At 63.1% G+C, this 15606-nt stretch carries 18 protein-coding genes; 3 read left to right on the top strand and 15 right to left on the bottom strand.

Annotated elements, in window-relative coordinates; genetic code table 11:
- Nucleotide 1 precedes the first annotated feature (1 nt).
- The 5 genes from YU3_RS0115175 to YU3_RS0115155 all read right to left on the bottom strand — a co-directional run bounded on the left by YU3_RS0115175 (nucleotide 2) and on the right by YU3_RS0115155 (nucleotide 5299).
- Nucleotides 2-1006, bottom strand: coding sequence for an ABC transporter ATP-binding protein (locus YU3_RS0115175; RefSeq protein ID WP_027167057.1), 1005 nt, complete (start codon nucleotides 1004-1006; stop codon nucleotides 2-4).
- Between the two features lie 48 nt (nucleotides 1007-1054).
- Complete coding sequence (locus tag YU3_RS0115170; protein WP_027167056.1) at nucleotides 1055-1879, bottom strand: carbohydrate ABC transporter permease; 825 nt, start codon at nucleotides 1877-1879, stop codon at nucleotides 1055-1057.
- A 9-nt stretch (nucleotides 1880-1888) separates the two neighbouring features.
- Nucleotides 1889-2761, bottom strand: a complete 873-nt coding sequence (locus tag YU3_RS0115165) for a sugar ABC transporter permease (RefSeq protein WP_027167055.1) — start codon at nucleotides 2759-2761, stop codon at nucleotides 1889-1891.
- Nucleotides 2762-2904: 143 nt separating this feature from the next.
- Nucleotides 2905-4215, bottom strand: coding sequence for a sugar ABC transporter substrate-binding protein (locus YU3_RS0115160; RefSeq protein ID WP_027167054.1), 1311 nt, complete (start codon nucleotides 4213-4215; stop codon nucleotides 2905-2907).
- A gap of 175 nt (nucleotides 4216-4390) precedes the next feature.
- Nucleotides 4391-5299 (bottom strand): LysR substrate-binding domain-containing protein, encoded by a 909-nt coding sequence (locus YU3_RS0115155; protein ID WP_027167053.1) that lies wholly within the window; start codon nucleotides 5297-5299, stop codon nucleotides 4391-4393.
- Nucleotides 5300-5409: 110 nt separating this feature from the next.
- On the opposite strand from YU3_RS0115155, the gene YU3_RS0115150 reads away from it, so the two are divergent.
- Nucleotides 5410-5595, top strand: coding sequence for a hypothetical protein (locus YU3_RS0115150; RefSeq protein ID WP_027167052.1), 186 nt, complete (start codon nucleotides 5410-5412; stop codon nucleotides 5593-5595).
- Between the two features lie 20 nt (nucleotides 5596-5615).
- On the opposite strand, the gene YU3_RS0115145 is transcribed toward YU3_RS0115150, so the two are convergent.
- Complete coding sequence (locus YU3_RS0115145) at nucleotides 5616-6572, bottom strand: sugar-binding transcriptional regulator (protein ID WP_027167051.1); 957 nt, start codon at nucleotides 6570-6572, stop codon at nucleotides 5616-5618.
- A gap of 208 nt (nucleotides 6573-6780) precedes the next feature.
- On the opposite strand from YU3_RS0115145, the gene YU3_RS0115140 reads away from it, so the two are divergent.
- Together YU3_RS0115140 and YU3_RS0115135 are read left to right on the top strand one after the other, a co-directional pair.
- Nucleotides 6781-7413, top strand: coding sequence for an HAD family phosphatase (locus tag YU3_RS0115140; protein WP_027167050.1), 633 nt, complete (start codon nucleotides 6781-6783; stop codon nucleotides 7411-7413).
- A gap of 294 nt (nucleotides 7414-7707) precedes the next feature.
- Nucleotides 7708-8646 (top strand): IS110 family transposase, encoded by a 939-nt coding sequence (locus YU3_RS0115135; RefSeq protein WP_027167049.1) that lies wholly within the window; start codon nucleotides 7708-7710, stop codon nucleotides 8644-8646.
- Between the two features lie 225 nt (nucleotides 8647-8871).
- Here YU3_RS0115135 and YU3_RS0115130 read toward each other — a convergent pair whose 3' ends face one another.
- From YU3_RS0115130 to ureC, 9 genes are all read right to left on the bottom strand, one after another.
- Nucleotides 8872-9639, bottom strand: a complete 768-nt coding sequence (locus YU3_RS0115130; protein WP_027167048.1) for a class II aldolase and adducin N-terminal domain-containing protein — start codon at nucleotides 9637-9639, stop codon at nucleotides 8872-8874.
- Between the two features lie 82 nt (nucleotides 9640-9721).
- Nucleotides 9722-10354, bottom strand: coding sequence for an urease accessory protein UreG (gene ureG / locus YU3_RS0115125; RefSeq protein WP_027167047.1), 633 nt, complete (start codon nucleotides 10352-10354; stop codon nucleotides 9722-9724).
- Nucleotides 10351-10791 carry a DUF3995 domain-containing protein gene (locus YU3_RS0115120; RefSeq protein WP_027167046.1) on the bottom strand — a complete coding sequence of 147 codons (441 nt, stop codon included), beginning with the start codon at nucleotides 10789-10791 and terminating at the stop codon, nucleotides 10351-10353. Before YU3_RS0115120 ends, ureG begins: the two co-directional genes overlap by 4 nt.
- On the bottom strand, nucleotides 10788-11492 hold the full coding sequence (locus YU3_RS0115115) for an urease accessory protein UreF (RefSeq protein ID WP_027167045.1): 705 nt from the start codon (nucleotides 11490-11492) through the stop codon (nucleotides 10788-10790). Before YU3_RS0115115 ends, YU3_RS0115120 begins: the two co-directional genes overlap by 4 nt.
- Nucleotides 11452-12030 carry an urease accessory protein UreE gene (locus tag YU3_RS0115110; protein ID WP_027167044.1) on the bottom strand — a complete coding sequence of 193 codons (579 nt, stop codon included), beginning with the start codon at nucleotides 12028-12030 and terminating at the stop codon, nucleotides 11452-11454. Before YU3_RS0115110 ends, YU3_RS0115115 begins: the two co-directional genes overlap by 41 nt.
- The gene (locus YU3_RS0115105; RefSeq protein ID WP_027167043.1) at nucleotides 12027-12632 is read right to left on the bottom strand and encodes a glutathione S-transferase family protein; all 606 of its coding nucleotides are present in this window, start codon (nucleotides 12630-12632) and stop codon (nucleotides 12027-12029) included. Before YU3_RS0115105 ends, YU3_RS0115110 begins: the two co-directional genes overlap by 4 nt.
- Before the next feature lie 44 nt (nucleotides 12633-12676).
- On the bottom strand, nucleotides 12677-13270 hold the full coding sequence (locus YU3_RS0115100; RefSeq protein ID WP_027167042.1) for a hypothetical protein: 594 nt from the start codon (nucleotides 13268-13270) through the stop codon (nucleotides 12677-12679).
- A 25-nt stretch (nucleotides 13271-13295) separates the two neighbouring features.
- On the bottom strand, nucleotides 13296-13730 hold the full coding sequence (locus YU3_RS38640) for a hypothetical protein (protein ID WP_051333951.1): 435 nt from the start codon (nucleotides 13728-13730) through the stop codon (nucleotides 13296-13298).
- 33 nt (nucleotides 13731-13763) lie between these two features.
- Complete coding sequence (gene ureC, locus YU3_RS0115090; protein ID WP_198021669.1) at nucleotides 13764-15479, bottom strand: urease subunit alpha; 1716 nt, start codon at nucleotides 15477-15479, stop codon at nucleotides 13764-13766.
- Between the last annotated feature and the right edge of the window lie 127 nt (nucleotides 15480-15606).

Below are 15606 nucleotides of genomic sequence, written 5' to 3'. Positions count from 1 at the left end.
CTCACTGGGCCAGCGCCTTGCCGTCGGCGCCGAAGCGATGGAGCTTGGACTTGTCGGGAGTCAGGTAGACGGTGTCGCCATGCTTGACCGCAACCTCGCCGTCGGCACGCACATTGATCGTGCCGATGCCATCCGTCTGGACATGCAGGAAGGTGTCGGAGCCGAGGTGCTCGGCAACGCCCACCGTCGCCTTCCAGTCGCCGGCTGTGGTCGAGATATTGACGTGCTCGGGCCGGATGCCGATGGTCTTGGCGCCGTATTTTTCCGCCGGCGCGCCTTCGATCATGTTCATCTTGGGCGAGCCGATGAAGCCGGCGACGAAGAGGTTCTTCGGCGTCTTGTAAAGCTCCATCGGCGAGCCGACCTGTTCGATGTTGCCGGCATTGAGCACGACGATCTTGTCGGCCATGGTCATGGCTTCGACCTGGTCGTGGGTGACGTAGACCATCGTCGTCTTCAGCTGATGATGCAGCTCGCTGATCTCCAGGCGCATGGTGCCGCGAAGCGCCGCGTCGAGGTTCGACAGCGGCTCGTCGAACAGGAAGGCCGAAGGCTGGCGCACGATGGCGCGGCCGATGGCGACGCGCTGGCGCTGGCCGCCCGAGAGCTGGCCCGGACGACGCTCGAGATAGTTGGTGAGGTTCAGGATGCGGGCGGCGTCCTTCACCTTCTTGTCGATGGTCGCCTGGTCCTCACCGGCCATCTTGAGCGGAAAGGCGATGTTCTTGGCGACGGTCATATGCGGGTAGAGCGCATAGGACTGGAACACCATGGCGAGCTTGCGTTTGGCCGGCGCCTCGCCGGTGACGTCGCGGCCATCGATGCTGATGATGCCGCCGCTGGTGTCCTCGAGCCCGGCGATCAACCGGAGCAGCGTGGACTTGCCGCAGCCGGACGGGCCGACGAACACGACGAACTCGCCGTCCTCGATACTGAGGTCGATGTTCGGAATGATCGTCGTCGACCCGAAGGACTTGGAGACGTTCTTGAGCGTGATGTTTCCCATGGTTTCCTCCCGGGGATCGTTTTCGTCGTCCGCTGCCTGGCGGTGCTGTTACTTCACGGCGCCAAAGGTCAGGCCGCGCACCAGCTGCTTCTGGCTGAACCAGCCCATGATCAGGATCGGCGCGATCGCCAGCGTCGAGGCCGCCGACAGCTTGGCCCAGAACAGGCCTTGCGGGCTTGAGAAGGAGCTGATGAAGGCGGTGAGCGGTGCTGCGTTGGTGGTGGTGAGCCGGATCGTCCAGAACGCTTCGTTCCAGGCCAGGATGATGTTGAGCAGCATGGTCGAGGCAATGCCCGGCACCGCCATCGGCGTCAGCACGTAGATGATCTCGTTCCATAACGAGGCGCCGTCCATGCGCGCCGCTTCGAGGATCTCGCCCGGGATCTCGCGGAAATACGTGTAGAGCATCCACACCACGATCGGCAGGTTGATCAGCATCAGCATGATCATCAGGCCGATGCGGCTGTCGAGCAGGCCGGTGTCGCGGAAGATCAGGTAGATCGGAAACAGCACCGCGACCGCCGGCATCATCTTGGTGGACAGCATCCACATCAGGATGTCCTTGGTACGCTTGCTCGGCGAGAAGGCCATGGACCATGCAGCCGGTATGGCGACCAGCAAAGCCAGGATGGTCGAGCCGACCGAGAGCAGCACCGAGTTGAAGAAGAACTTGAAGTAGCCGCTCTGCGCCTGGACCTCCGAATAGCTCTCGAAGGTTCCCGATGGGATCAGGTTGAAGCCCTGGATCGCTTCCTGTTCCGATTTGAACGAGGTGATGATGGTGTAAAGGATCGGAAAGAAGATCAGCAGGGCAACGATCCAGGCCGCGGCCGTGGCAATGGTCTTGTGCTGGGTGGTGACTGCGCGTGCCATCTTATCCTCCTACTTGTCCAGGTTCTTGCCGACGGCGCGCATGGCGAAGAAGGCAACGATGTTGGCGAGAATGACGGCGATGACACCGCCGGCCGACGCCTGGCCGATTTTGAACTCCAGCAGAGCCTTCTGGTAGACCAGGAAGGGCAGGTTGGTGGAGGCGTAGCCCGGGCCGCCATTGGTGGTGACCAGGATCTCGGCATAGACCGAGAGCAGGAAGATCGTCTGGATCAGGATGACCACGGTGATGGCGCGCGACATATGCGGCAGCGTCAGGTAGATGAAGCGGCTGACAAAGCCGGCGCCGTCCATCTCGGCGGCTTCCTTCTGCTCGCCGTCGAGCGACTGCAGGGAGGTGAGCAGGATCAGTGTCGCGAAGGGCAGCCATTGCCAGGCGACGATGATGATGATCGCGGTGAGCGGATGCTGCCCGAACCAGTCGACCGGCTCGGCGCCGAAGAAGCGCGCAATATCGGCAAAGACACCGTATTGCGGATGCATGATCATGTTCTTCCACACCAGGGCGGCGACCGGCGGCATCACGAAGAATGGCGAGATCACCAGGATGCGCACGATCCCCTGGCCCCACATCGGCTGATCTATAAGCAGCGCGAGCAGAATGCCGCCGACCACGGTGATGACCAGCACGCTGACGACGATGGTGAGCGTGTTGAGGATCGACTGCAGGAAGGCCGGGTTGGAATAGAACAGCGCGTAATTGGAGAAACCGACGAAACCATCGCGGATCGGATTGAGCGGATTGTACTGCTGGAACGAGAACCACAGCGTGAAGGCCAGCGGCACGATCATCCAGACAAACAGCAGGACGACCGATGGGGCCATCATGAAACGGGCAAGCGAACGGGTTTGCTGAGTAGCCATGATGGTCACCCTCCCAAAGTCAGCCGGATTTTCAGTGTTGCGCCAGAATTTTCCCGATTTTGAAGGGTGGCCGCCCGAACTGGGTTTCGGGCGGCCACCTGCCGGTCATGATGCGCGACCGGCATTCGGCACCGGGAGGAGCCTTACTTGATGTAGCCGCCTTCGGTCATCGCCGCGGTGGCTGCGTCCTGGGCCTGCTTCAGCGCATCGTCGACGCTCGACTGGCCGGCAAGTGCCGCCGAGAAGAGCTGGCCGACGGTGGTGCCGAGGCCCTGGAATTCAGGAATGGCGACGAACTGCACGCCGACATAGGGCACCGGCTTGACCGTCGGATGCGTCGGATCGGCGGCGTTGATGGAGTCCAGCGTCATCTTGGCGAAAGGCGCCGCCTTCTGGTACTCCGCATTGGCGTAGAGCGAGGTGCGCGTTCCCGGAGGAGCGCTGGCCCAGCCCAGCTTGGAAGCGACGAGCTCGGAGTAATGCTTGCTGGTTGCCCAGGAGACGAACTTCTCGGCGGCATCGGCCTTCTGGGTGCCGGCGGGGATCGCCAGCGACCATGCCCACAGCCAGTTGCCGCGCTTGCCGAGACCGTTGTCGGGCGCCAGCGCGTAGCCGACCTTGTCGGCGACCTTCGAGCTCTTCGGGTCGGAGACCATGGATGCGGCGACAGTAGCATCGATCCACATGCCGCACTTGCCCTGCTGGAACAGCGCCAGGTTCTCGTTGAAGCCGTTGGACGAAGCGCCCTCGGGGCCGTCGGCCTTCATCAGGTCGACATAGAATTGCAGCGTGTTCTTCCATTCGGGCTGGTCGAATTGCGGCTTCCAGTTCTCGTCGAACCAGCGGGCGCCGAAGGAGTTCGACATGGCGGTGAGGAAGGCCATGTTCTCGCCCCAGCCGGCCTTGCCGCGTAGGCACACGCCGTTCACGCCGTTGGCGCGGTCGGTCATCTTGTCGGCGGCCTGCTTGATGAAGTCCCAAGTCGGCGCGTCGGGCATCTTCAGCCCGGCCTTGTCCATCAGGTCCTTGCGGTACATGACGAAGGAGCTTTCGCCGTAGAAGGGCGCGGCATAGAGCTTGCCGTCGACCGAAAGGCCGCCGGCAATGGCCGGCAGGATGTCCTTGGCGTCGTAGTCGTCGCCGAGCTTGTCGAGCGGCAGGAGCCAGCTCTGCTTGGCCCAGATCGGAACCTCGTAGGTGCCGATGGTCATGACGTCGTACTGGCCGCCCTTGGTGGCGATGTCGGTGGTGACGCGCTCGCGCAGCACATTCTCCTCGAGCGTGACCCAGTTGAGCTTGATGTCGGGGTTCGCCTTGGCGAAGTCGTCCGTCAGCGTCTGCATGCGGATCATGTCGGCGTTGTTGACGGTGGCGATGGTGATGGATTCGGCATGCGCGGCGAACGCAAGGGCGCTGGCCGACAACAGGCCCAGGGTGAGCGTGCGAAGTTTCATCAAATTCCTCCCTTAAACCAAGATGAGCATTTGCCTTGGCTTTGAGCAATTACTCACTTGGTGTGAATTATGTCAAGCCGAAATCTATGCTGCGGCGCAGCAGAAATGACGCGACGTGACCCCGGTCCGGCGGCGCGGCCGGGCTCTTTCGGGGAGGAAGCTGAGGGCTGTTGGCCTACGGACAGGCGATCTCGGCCAGGATCCAGTCGCGGAAGGCGCGGATCTTCGGCACGTTGCGGCGCGCCGTCGGATAGACCAGCCAATAGGCATGGCCGTCATCGCCGACCAGCTCGAAGGGCTGGATCAGGCGGCCGTCGGCGATCTCGTTCTTGAACAGCGCACGGGTCAGGATCGCAACGCCATGGCCGGCCATCGCCGCGTTCGCCTCATAGGCCTGCGCGCCCATGCTTGAGCCGGGACGTTTGGCGAGGTCATGCCCGTTTACGCCGGCGGCCTCGAACCATTGCGTCCACCAGATGTCGCCAGGGTCGAGGATCGGCAAGCGCAACAGGTCCTCCGGCTCGTTGACGCCGCCAATGCTCGCGGCGAGCTTCGGGCTCAGCATCGGGGTGAAATCAGCGTCGAGCAGCTTGTGCGCCTCCAGGCCCGGCCACTTGCCGCCGCCCGAACGGATGGCGAGATCGACGTCCTCGCGCGCGAAATCGGTCAGGCGGCTCGACGTGTCGAGCCGCACGGCAAGCGCGGGATGGGCGAGCTGGAACGCGCCCAGGTGCTGCGCCAGCCAGTTCGAGGCGAAGGTCAGCACGGTGGTGACGCATAGCAGGCCGTCGGCGCCGCCGCGCGCCGCGGCATAGGCCTGGCCCAGGATGGCGAAGGCCTCGCTGACGGCGGGCGCCAGGCGCTGGCCGGGCTCGGTCAATTCGATCTGCCGTGGACGGCGCAGGAACAGCGGCGCGCCGACGCGTTCCTCGAGCAGCTTGATCTGGTAGCTCGCCGCGGCCTGGGTCATGCCCAGCTCCTGCGCCGCCTTGGTGAAGGACAGGTGCCGGGCCACCGCCTCGAACACCCGGATAGCCTGCAGCGGCGGCAGCGGCGCAAGCTGCGGAGAGCTGAGATCGGGCATAAGGCCTCCTTATGGGTCATGATCGAGGTTTAATTGGAAGCACGAACCGGCCAACCCGATATTTGGGGTCGACGATCAATACAGTTCAAGCATGGCGAAGGCTGAAGATCATGGTCACGGTTCAGGAAAAACTCGTTTCAACCCCGGTACGCGGCTGGTTTTTCATGCTGGCGCAGGAATTCTCGCGGTTTTCGGGCCGCCGACGCGGCCATATCGATGTCCGGGAATTGTCGGAGCATCTGCAGCGCGACATGGGCTTTCTCGATGGCAACGATCCACGCGGCCGCTCGCAATAGCCGGCTCTTTTAATCGGCAATCAGCTGGCGAGCAGGGCTTCGGCCGTCCGTTCATCGGTGATGAGGCCGTTGACCAGCCGGCGGTTGACGGCCGCCAGGATGCCCGGCAGCTTGCGTTCGCCCATGGCCAAAGCGATGACCAGCGACTTTTCCCGCGACGGCAGCGCGGCGGAGGAGACACGGTCGTTGGTGATGCCCTCGATCATGCGGCCTTCGCGATCGAAGACCCAGCCGACGATCTCGGCGATGCCGCCGGCCTTCTGCAGCGCCTTCAACTCGCTTTCCGAAATGAAGCCGTCCTCATAGAGCGGCGCCCTGGGGCCGAGGTCACCGATGCCGACGAAGGTGACATCGGCCTCTCCGGCCAGCGCCAGGGTCGGCTGGATCATGGGCTGGTTGAGCAGCATCTCGCGCTCCTCCGGCGAGGAGGCGATGACCGGCAGCGGCATCGGGAAGGACCTTGCCTTGACGCGGTCGGCCATGGTGAAGATGACGTTGTAGAAGGCGGCCGAGCCATCGGGCGAGATGTTGCCGGTCAAGGACACCACCTTGTGCTGCGGGCATTCCATCGGCGGCAGCTGCTCGATCGCCGCCTTCAGCGTGCGCCCGGTGCCGATCGCCATCACGATGGGTGACGACGATCGCAGCCGGCGTTCGATCTCGGCGGCGGCGGCCTCGGCAATGCCGATCGTCGTCGAGGACGAGGTCGGATCGCTCGGCACCACTTCGACAAGGTCGAGCGCGAAGCGCGACTTCAGCCGCGCGGCAAGGTCGAGGCAGTTGGCGATCGGATGATCGACCCGCACCTTGATCAGACCCTCCGACATGGCGAGCGATACCAGGCGCTGCGCCGTCTGCCTGGAAATACCTAGTTTGGCGGCGATCTGGTCCTGCGTGTTGCCGGCAACATAATAAAGCCAGCCGGCGCGCGCGGCGTCGTCCAACCTGGTGCTGCCGGGTTCCTGTCGCGAATTCACGTCCTGCCTCCCAGCCCGTTCAACGCTAAAACGGGCGCCCTAGCTTACAGCGAATATGCCCGCGCGCAATTGTCTATCGAAAGAGCAATTGCTTGGGAGCCTCGCAGGCTTCCGAAGGATCTATCCGTCGCTTGTCCAACCATTTGCCGGCCGGAAGGTTTATCTCCATCGGGAAACCGACTAAGGGGATCGGCGAAGGGAGCCGCGCATGACGCCGAAAGCCGTTTTCTGGGATATGGACGGGACGCTGGTCGACAGCGAGCCGCTGCACGAGGCCGCTTTGGTGGCGGCGCTGCGCAGCGTCGGCGTCGCGCCGCCGGTCGACCTGCACCAGCGCGTGCTGGGCATCGCCGCATGGCCGGTCTACGAGATGCTGCGCGACGAGTTCGGTCTCGCGCTGCCCTTCGACGACTGGATCGTGCGCAAATACGATCACTATCTGCCGCTGGCCGAAACGCTGAAGCCACGCCCCGGCGCGATCGAGGTGTTCAACGAATTGCGCGCGCTCGGCGTCGAGCAGGCGGTTGTGTCCAATTCCGACCGACTGATCGTCGACGCCAATCTAAACGCCGTAGGGCTTATCTATCCCGGCATGCGCACGGTGAGCCGCAACGACGTGATCGAAGGCAAGCCTTTCCCCGAGCCTTTCCTGCGCGCGGCCTATCTGGCCGGCGTCGACCCGGCGGATGCAGTCGCGGTCGACGACAGCGTGACCGGCGCCACGGCCGGGCTGGCAGCCGGCATGAAGACGATCTTCTGGCCGGAAGCGCCGATGGAAGGCCCGGACGGAGCGATCGTGATCAACAGTGCCGAGGAATTGCGCCGAGAACTCGGACTCTGACCACCAAGGTCGGCGCCGCCCCTCATTGGACCTTCGGGCAGCTTGGCGCATGCATTATCCAATGTAGCGCTGGTCGACCCCCACTCCGTCTCGGCTTCGCCGAGCCACCTTGTATCTACACGAGAGAGCTTTCGTGGGATTAGAGCGATTGAGCCAAGGTCCGGGCGACCTTGGCTTGGCGAAGTCGCCCGTACCACCTGAGGTTACAGCCGCGGGAGAGCTTGGGATCTTCGCCTTCATCACGCACGACCGAACAGTCGCTTGGTTCCAACCGTACGCACAAGGCAGGTTACCGTGAACAGGATTATTTGTGGAGTTGATGTTTCGAAAGATTGGCTGGACGCGCATGTCTGGCCTGGCGGAGCGGCAGCGCGCTTCGCCAACGACGCGGCGGGGATCGCAGCTCTTTGGCTGTTCTGCCGCAGCCATGGCGCAGCCCTTGCGGTGATGGAGGCATCGGGCGGCTATGAACGGCTGGGGTTCATGCTGTTGTGGGCGCACGACATGCCGTGCGGCGTGGTCAATGCCAAGAGCGTGCGCCGTTTCGCCGAGGCGATGGGCTATCTTGAGAAGACCGACAGGATCGACGCCGCTGTCATCGCCCACTACGGCGCAGTCAAGAACACGGTGCCGACGCCACCGCCAAGCGCTGCCCAGCAGCGGCTTGCCGCGTTGGTTGGCCGGCTTTGCCAGATTGTCGGCGATGCGACCATCAACAAGCAGCGCAGAAGTGCCGCACGCGACGCCGAGGTATGCGCCAGCATCGAGGCGATGCTGGCCTTCCTCAAGCGCGAGCAACGGCGCCTGGAAGGCGAGATTGCCTCGATGATCGATGACGATCCGCTGTGGGCCAGGCTGGAGCGGGCCTTTCGTTCGCTCAAGGGCGTGGCCGCACGCACCGTCGCCCGCCTGATGGCCGAACTGCCCGAGATCGGCCTCATCTCCAACAAGGCCATCGCCAAGCTGGCAGGCCTCGCTCCCTTCGCCAACGATAGCGGCAAGCGCACCGGCAACAGGCATGTGCGAGGCGGACGCGCCGGGCCGCGCGGCATCCTCTTCATCGTCGCAGCCATCGTGGCCAAATTCGATCCTCATCTCAAAGCTTTCGCGCAACGGTTGCAACAGGCGGGAAAGCCAAAAATGCTCATCCGCATCGCACTCGCCAGAAAACTCCTGGTCATCCTCAATGCAAAAGCACGCGATGCGCGCAACGAGCTCGCAATTGCAACTTGACACCCCAGATAGTCGCTCTCCCCCGATCGACGGTAGAGGAAAGGCGCGCCAAGCTTTTGCCGTCAACGCTCCCTTCCTTTCCCTCCGGAGGGGGAAAGGTGGCGCTGCGAAGCAGCGACGGATTGGGGGAACCACGTGGCAATCAAGCCTCGGCCTGATCCGTCACGCTAGCCAAAGAACATGAGTTCGTAGCGTAGCGTAACCGGGGGCGAAGGAAGAGCCGGGTCAGTTCCGGTAGACCGGCTCTTCCTCGTCGAGGATCGCCTTCAGCTCGGCAAGATGGCGCTCGGCCTGGCCGGGATAGTCGTCCATTTCGCGCGCAGCCTTCTCGGCAATTTCGTCGGAAAGCGTGCGCAGCGGGCGGCCGGTCCATAGCGCCTTGATGTAGGTCTCGGCGGCGCGCTCGAAATAGAACATGCGGTTGAAGGCATCGGCGACACTGTCGCCGATGACCATCACGCCGTGATTGCCCATGACCATCACCTTGACCTTGGGGTCGGTCAGAAGCTGCGAGCAGCGCTCGCCCTCTTCCTCGAAAGCCAGACCGCCATAATTGGCGTCGACGACATGGCGGTTGAAGAACATGGCCGAGTTCTGGTCGACCGGTGGCAGGGTCGAGTCGGCCAGCGAGGCAAGCACGGTGGCGTGGATCGAATGCACATGCATGGCGCAGCGCGCATGCGGAACGTTGCGATGGATGGCGCCGTGCAGGCCCCAGGCGGTCGGATCGGGCGCATTGGGACCGGACAGCGTTTCGGGATCGTTGGCGTCGATCAGAAGCAGGTCGCTCGCCTTGATGCGCGAGAAATGCACCTGGTTGGGATTCATCAGGAACTTCGTGCCGTCCTCGTTGACGGACAGCGAAAAGTGGTTCGCGACCGCCTCATGCATGTTCAGCCGGGCGGTCCAGCGGAAGGCGGCGGCGAGGTCGACCCGCTCCTCGTAGTAGGGCAGGTTGCTCAGCGGTTCCTTGTGCAGGCGGGCAAGGCTCATCGAAATCCTCCGCTTGGGTTTTGTTTTACCAGAATGCCGCGCGTGGTGGCCGCCAGCAACCGATAATTGGTGGCTCAGCGGATCAAGCCGCCGTGCGCGCCGACTGCAGCCCGCCCTGCTCGACGATGAAGTCGATCACTTCCTGCAACCCCTTGCCGCGCGACAGGTCGGTGAAGCCGAAGGGCCGCTTGCCGCGCATGCGGCCGGCATCGCTCTCCATGACGTCGAGATTGACGTTCACATAGGGCGCCAGATCGCTCTTGTTGATGACCAGGAAATCCGAGCGGGTGATGGCCGGGCCGCCCTTGCGCGGGATCTCCTCGCCCTGGCAGACCGAGATCACATAAAGCGTCAGATCGGCAAGGTCGGGCGAGAAGGTGGCGGCGAGATTGTCGCCACCGGACTCGATGAAGATGATGTCGAGGTCCGGGAATTTCTTGTTCAGCTCCGCGATCGCCCGCAAATTGATCGAGGCATCCTCGCGGATGGCGGTGTGCGGGCAGCCGCCGGTCTCGACGCCGACGATGCGCTCCTCCGGCAGCGCCTGCAGGCGCGCCAGCATCATTGCATCTTCCTTGGTGTAGATGTCGTTGGTGACGACGGCGATTGAAAAATCGTCGCGCAGCGCCTTGCAGAGCTTTTCGGTGAGCGTCGTCTTGCCGGAGCCGACCGGGCCGCCAATGCCGATGCGAAGAGGACCGTTTTTCGAAGTCATGCCGGAAACTCCGTGATGGCAAGGATTGCGAAGCCCAGCCCAATCAACAGGCAGAGCGGCGAATAAAGGCTTTGGTCGAGCCGCGCGAAAGGCTGCTCGGGCGCAAGCCGGCGCCACCAGGGCGTGAAGCCGGCGATGCCGCGGCCGAGGAAGACGAGGCCGATCATCAAAGCCGTGGCAACAAGCCCCTCTCTGGGAAAGGGCGTGGCAAAAACATCGGCCAGCGCCAGAGGCCAGAGCGTCGCGAGCGCGAGGCAAGCGGCGACAGCAAAACTCGCCAGCGACGACGGCATCTCGTCGACGCCGCGGAAGCCGACGACGGCGCGCGCGCAGGATGCTTGATCCGTGCCGGGCCAGATGCCGCCTATGCCCCAATAGACATGCAGCGTGGTGATCAGGAGCAGCACGAAGGAGAGGATGACAGCGAGGGCGATCATGACCGGAACAGCCGCGAATATTGTGTTTCGTGCTTCATCGCCATGATGTCTGAGACAAAGGCCGCGCCGCCCAGATCGTCCAGGCTGGAAGCGGCGGCGCGCGATGCATTCGCCAGCGCCAGAGGTTCGAAGCCGGCTAACAATGCGACGGCATCGACCTGGCCGACGACGCCTAGCCTGATCGCCGCCTGCACCAGATTGGAGAAGAAAGCTTGCAGGAAGGCGGACAGTGCCTCAGGGAGGCCGATGCCGCCGCTGCCTGCAACAGCACCGACTGCAACGCAATAGGGGCAATCGGCCGGCAAACGCTCCAACGCCGGAGACGGCCAGGCGGCGGCGGCCTGGAGAAAGGCTGTGCCCTGCAGCATGGTTTCGAGATGGCGCTCCCGGGATCCGGCGAGCGCCTCGGCCAGCGCGGCGACTTCCGCCATGTCGCCACCATCACGCGCGCGCCGCCAACTTTCAGCGAAGAGCACGGCATCGTTCCAGCCGGAACCCATCTCGACCAGCGTTTCCAACCAGGAGGCGAGATCTTCGCGATCGGCGATCAGCCCATCCTGCACGGCGCGCTCGAGGCCGTGGCTGTAGGAGAAGCCGCCGACCGGAAAGGCCGGCGACAGCCAGGCCATCAACCGCAGCAGCGCGACGGTGGAAAGCTGCTCAGTCATGGTGATGGTGGTGGCCATGGTCGTGGTGGTCATGATCGTCATGATCGTGGTCATGGTGGTGGTCATGATCATGATGGTCATGCGAACGGCCGTGATCGTGGTCATGCCCGGAATAGGCGCCGCGCACCGGACTGAACGGTTGCGAGACCTCGCTTACCGTGGCGCCGAGACCTTCGAGCATCGCCTTGATGACATGGTCGCGCAGGATGAGGATGCGGTCTGGCTCGATGCTCGCGGCAAGATGGCGGTTGCCGATGTGCCAGGCAAGCTCGGCGAGATGAACAGCATTGCGGGCGCGGATGTCGTAGACCTCCTCCGGTGCCGCGACAATCTCGAGCTGACGGCCGTCTTCCAGAACCAGCCGGTCGCCATTGTCGAGCGCCACTGGTTCGGGCAGGTCGACCAGCACCTTGTCGCCGGCCGCCGTCTCGATGGCGCGGCGGCGCAGATGCCGCTCGTCATGCGGCAGCACGGCCTTGTCATAGGGTGCCGTCGAGCCGGCTTCGCCCGCTGGAAGAACCGAGACAGCGCGCGGGAATTTGGTGAAATCGGTATTGATGTTGAGCTTCATTTCATGGCTCCGCCATTAGCTTGCGCCCTTGCACGGGCGGGGCGACCGAGAACACGATCGAAATAGGCGTTTATCCGTTCGGATTCGATAGGGAAACGGCCGGCGCGGGCCCAGCCACCCATGTCGCCGAGCAGGACGTCGACAGCCGAAAAGCGGTCGCCGAGCGCGAAGAGCCTGTCACCGAGCCGGCGGTCCAACGCCTTTATTTCGGATGCGAAATCATAAGCCGTGGCCGGGCCGACATCGACGCGGACGTCCTTGGGCAAAAGGAAACGGTGGCGCAGCTTGTTCCACAGCGGCGCTTCGAGCTCGCTCTGGGCGAAATGCATCCAGGAATCCATCTCGGCGCGGCCGGCGAGACCAGGATTGGCGCCCAAGCCCTTGTCCGCGTGCTTGTCCGCCAGATAGACGCAGATCGCCGCCGAATCCGTGATCCTGAGATCGCCGTCGATCAGGATCGGAACCTTGCCGGAGGGATTGAGCGCATAGGCCTCGGCCGAGCGCAATTTGACCTCGACGAACTCGTAGCGCTGCCCGAGTTCCTCGAGCATCCAGAGCACCCGGCTGACCCGCGACCCGCGCGACCCGACGGCCTTATACATAGTTGAATCCTGCCTTTCGCCGGACTCTAGACCATCCGCCATAATCATACGATCGTGTCGAAGAGCCGCAGGATGAAGGATATCTGGTAGATCAACGCCGCCGCGACGAAGGCGATATGGAAGCGGCGGTCGCGCACCAGGATAGCCACCAGGCAGAGCGCCACGAAGACCGGCGTGCGGAACAGATACTCGTTGCCGAAGCGGGCGAAATGCTCCGGACCCTTGAGCAGCGTGTCGATCACGTCGAGCAGATAGGTGAAGCCGAGCAGCCCGAAGAACCAGGCGCGGCGCGAGTAAAAATAATCCTCGTAGCCGGTGTAATCGAGCATCGAATCCGGGAACAGCAATGCGCAAAGCAGGAACAGCGTGATCGCGTAGAAGATGATGAACAGGTATTTGCCGAAGGTCCAGTTTTCGATGGCGTAGAGGCCGAACTCCCACCACCAGAAATGCACCAGCATCAACAGCACCGAGGCGACCCAGGCCAGATGCACCGCATAGAGCCGATACTGGCCAGGATGCTGGACGATGCGGGCGGTTCCCGAAAGCAGCCGGGTGACGCCAAGGCCGATCACCATGCCCATGACGATGCGGATATGCGGGAAGATGTCGTGCGGGGAGGCGATTTCGGTGGGCATCTACGAACAGACTCGATCCTTGAGGTCAGTCATACCAGAGCCATAGCTTTCGGTAACCCACCGGAACTTCAACTTGCTCAGTCGGTAGGTGATTTACATCGCCTTCCCAAGTTTCATCCGGTTCAAACCCTGAAGGCAGCCAGCCAATGACATCCTCTTCAGCGGCGCGCGTTGTGACGACGACCTTGTCCGAGAACGGCCATTCTCCATCATCACACTGCACGATCGCTATCCGAACGTCGTGAACTTCGGGCTTTTTCCGTATCGACTGAAATGTCGCCAGAATCGTATCATTGTCAGGCGCCTCCGCACTGTTGCAGAGCAATCCGGCTTCACCTTCAGCCCCATCAAAATATTCTTCCAGCGTAACAAGCGGCATGGTGAGCGGGGTGACGCCGCCATTGTATTTTCGCAGCGCGCCCATCCTGGAAATCAAAGCCAGCTTCTTTTGCTCATTCATGGATGCGTCCGATATTTGGTGGGCGCACCGATCCTAAAATAGAAAATACCTCTGCGCCATCGGCAGCACCGTTGCCGGCTCACAGGTCAGCAGCTCGCCGTCGGCGCGCACCTCGTAGGTTTCGGGATCGACCTCGACATGCGGCGTGGCGTCGTTGAGCACCATGGAATGCTTGCCGATGCCGCCGCGGGTGTTCTCGACCGCGACCATCGCCTTGTCGACGCCCAGCCTCGATTGCAGGCCGGCATCGAAGGCAGCCTTGGAGACGAAGGTCACCGATGAATTGGTCAGCGCCTTGCCATAGGCGCCGAACATCGGCCGGTAGTGCATCGGCTGTGGCGTCGGAATCGAGGCATTCGGATCACCCATCGGAGCCGCCGCGATCGTGCCGCCGACCAGCACCATCTCCGGCTTGACGCCGAAGAAGGCCGGGTTCCACAGCACCAGATCGGCCCGCTTTCCGGCGGTGATCGAGCCGATCTCCTTCGACAAGCCATGCGCGATCGCCGGATTGATCGTGTATTTGGCGATGTAGCGGCGGACGCGGAAATTGTCGTTGTCGCCGGTCTCGCCGGGCAGCGCTCCGCGCTGGCGCTTCATCTTGTCGGCGGTCTGCCAGCACCGGATCGCCACCTCGCCGACGCGGCCCATGGCCTGGCTGTCGGAAGAAATGATCGAGAAGGCGCCGATGTCGTGCAAAATGTCCTCGGCCGCGATCGTCTCCTTGCGGATGCGGCTTTCGGCGAAGGCGATGTCCTCGGGGATCGACGGCGACAGATGATGGCAGACCATCAGCATGTCGAGATGCTCGGCCAGCGTGTTGACCGTGTAGGGCCGGGTCGGGTTGGTCGAGGACGGGATGACGTTGGGCAGGCCGCAGACCTTGATGATGTCGGGGGCGTGGCCGCCGCCGGCGCCTTCGGTGTGGAAGGCATGGATGGTGCGGCCCTTGATCGCCGCCACGGTGTTCTCGACGAAGCCTGACTCGTTCAGCGTGTCGGTGTGGATCATCACCTGCACGTCGTACTCATCGGCCACTGACAGGCAGCAGTCGATGGCGGCAGGCGTCGTGCCCCAGTCCTCATGCAGCTTCAGCGAGCAGGCGCCGGCCAGCACCATCTCTTCAAGCGCCGCCGGCCGCGAGGCATTGCCCTTGCCCGACAGGCCGATATTCATCGGGAAGGCGTCGAAGGACTGGATCATGCGCGCCATGTGCCAGGGGCCGGGCGTGCAGGTGGTGGCCAAAGTGCCATGCGCAGGACCCGTGCCGCCGCCGAGCATCGTTGTGATGCCGCTCATCAGCGCTTCCTCGATCTGCTGCGGGCAGATGAAATGGATGTGCGCGTCGAAGCCGCCGGCTGTGAGTATCTTGCCTTCGCCGGCGATGATCTCGGTGCCCGGGCCGATGATGATGGTGACGCCGTCCTGCGTGTCGGGGTTGCCCGCCTTGCCAATTGCGGCGATGCGGCCGTCCTTCAGGCCGACATCGGCCTTGACGATGCCGGTGAGCGCGTCGACGACCAGCGCATTGGTGATAACGGTATCGACGGCACCGCCCGCCCGCGTCACCTGGCTCTGGCCCATGCCGTCGCGGATGACCTTGCCGCCGCCGAATTTTACTTCCTCGCCATGGACGGTGAAATCCTTCTCGACCTCAATGAAGAGCTCGGTGTCGGCAAGCCGCACCTTGTCGCCAACGGTCGGGCCGTACATCTGCGCATAGGCGGCGCGGGTTATCCTGGCCATCAGCGATTGCTCCCTAAATTCAGGTTGAAAGAGTGCGAGGTGCACATTGTCGCCATCCAATGGTCACGCAATGACCCGCTCGGCGACACTTTGAGTGCCCATTTGGGCGTTCCCATCGGACCGTTGAGGC

This window comes from Mesorhizobium sp. WSM3224, from assembly GCF_000427725.1.
Lineage (GTDB): Bacteria > Pseudomonadota > Alphaproteobacteria > Rhizobiales > Rhizobiaceae > Mesorhizobium.
The sequence above is the reverse complement of the archived record's forward strand: the minus strand, read 5'-3'. Positions and strand labels throughout refer to the sequence as shown.

Bases quoted from the DNA above. Each gene is read 5' to 3' on its own strand.
- YU3_RS0115175 (WP_027167057.1), bottom strand. From the start codon at position 1,006: ATGGGAAACATCACGCTCAAGAACGTCTCCAAGTCCTTCGGGTCGACG.
- YU3_RS0115170 (WP_027167056.1), bottom strand. From the start codon at position 1,879: ATGGCACGCGCAGTCACCACCCAGCACAAGACCATTGCCACGGCCGCG.
- YU3_RS0115165 (WP_027167055.1), bottom strand. From the start codon at position 2,761: ATGGCTACTCAGCAAACCCGTTCGCTTGCCCGTTTCATGATGGCCCCA.
- YU3_RS0115160 (WP_027167054.1), bottom strand. From the start codon at position 4,215: ATGAAACTTCGCACGCTCACCCTGGGCCTGTTGTCGGCCAGCGCCCTT.
- YU3_RS0115155 (WP_027167053.1), bottom strand. From the start codon at position 5,299: ATGCCCGATCTCAGCTCTCCGCAGCTTGCGCCGCTGCCGCCGCTGCAG.
- YU3_RS0115150 (WP_027167052.1), top strand. From the start codon at position 5,410: ATGGTCACGGTTCAGGAAAAACTCGTTTCAACCCCGGTACGCGGCTGG.
- YU3_RS0115140 (WP_027167050.1), top strand. From the start codon at position 6,781: ATGACGCCGAAAGCCGTTTTCTGGGATATGGACGGGACGCTGGTCGAC.
- YU3_RS0115130 (WP_027167048.1), bottom strand. From the start codon at position 9,639: ATGAGCCTTGCCCGCCTGCACAAGGAACCGCTGAGCAACCTGCCCTAC.
- ureG (WP_027167047.1), bottom strand. From the start codon at position 10,354: ATGACTTCGAAAAACGGTCCTCTTCGCATCGGCATTGGCGGCCCGGTC.
- YU3_RS0115120 (WP_027167046.1), bottom strand. From the start codon at position 10,791: ATGATCGCCCTCGCTGTCATCCTCTCCTTCGTGCTGCTCCTGATCACC.
- YU3_RS0115115 (WP_027167045.1), bottom strand. From the start codon at position 11,492: ATGACCACCACGACCATGGCCACCACCATCACCATGACTGAGCAGCTT.
- YU3_RS0115110 (WP_027167044.1), bottom strand. From the start codon at position 12,030: ATGAAGCTCAACATCAATACCGATTTCACCAAATTCCCGCGCGCTGTC.
- YU3_RS0115105 (WP_027167043.1), bottom strand. From the start codon at position 12,632: ATGTATAAGGCCGTCGGGTCGCGCGGGTCGCGGGTCAGCCGGGTGCTC.
- YU3_RS0115100 (WP_027167042.1), bottom strand. From the start codon at position 13,270: ATGCCCACCGAAATCGCCTCCCCGCACGACATCTTCCCGCATATCCGC.
- YU3_RS38640 (WP_051333951.1), bottom strand. From the start codon at position 13,730: ATGAATGAGCAAAAGAAGCTGGCTTTGATTTCCAGGATGGGCGCGCTG.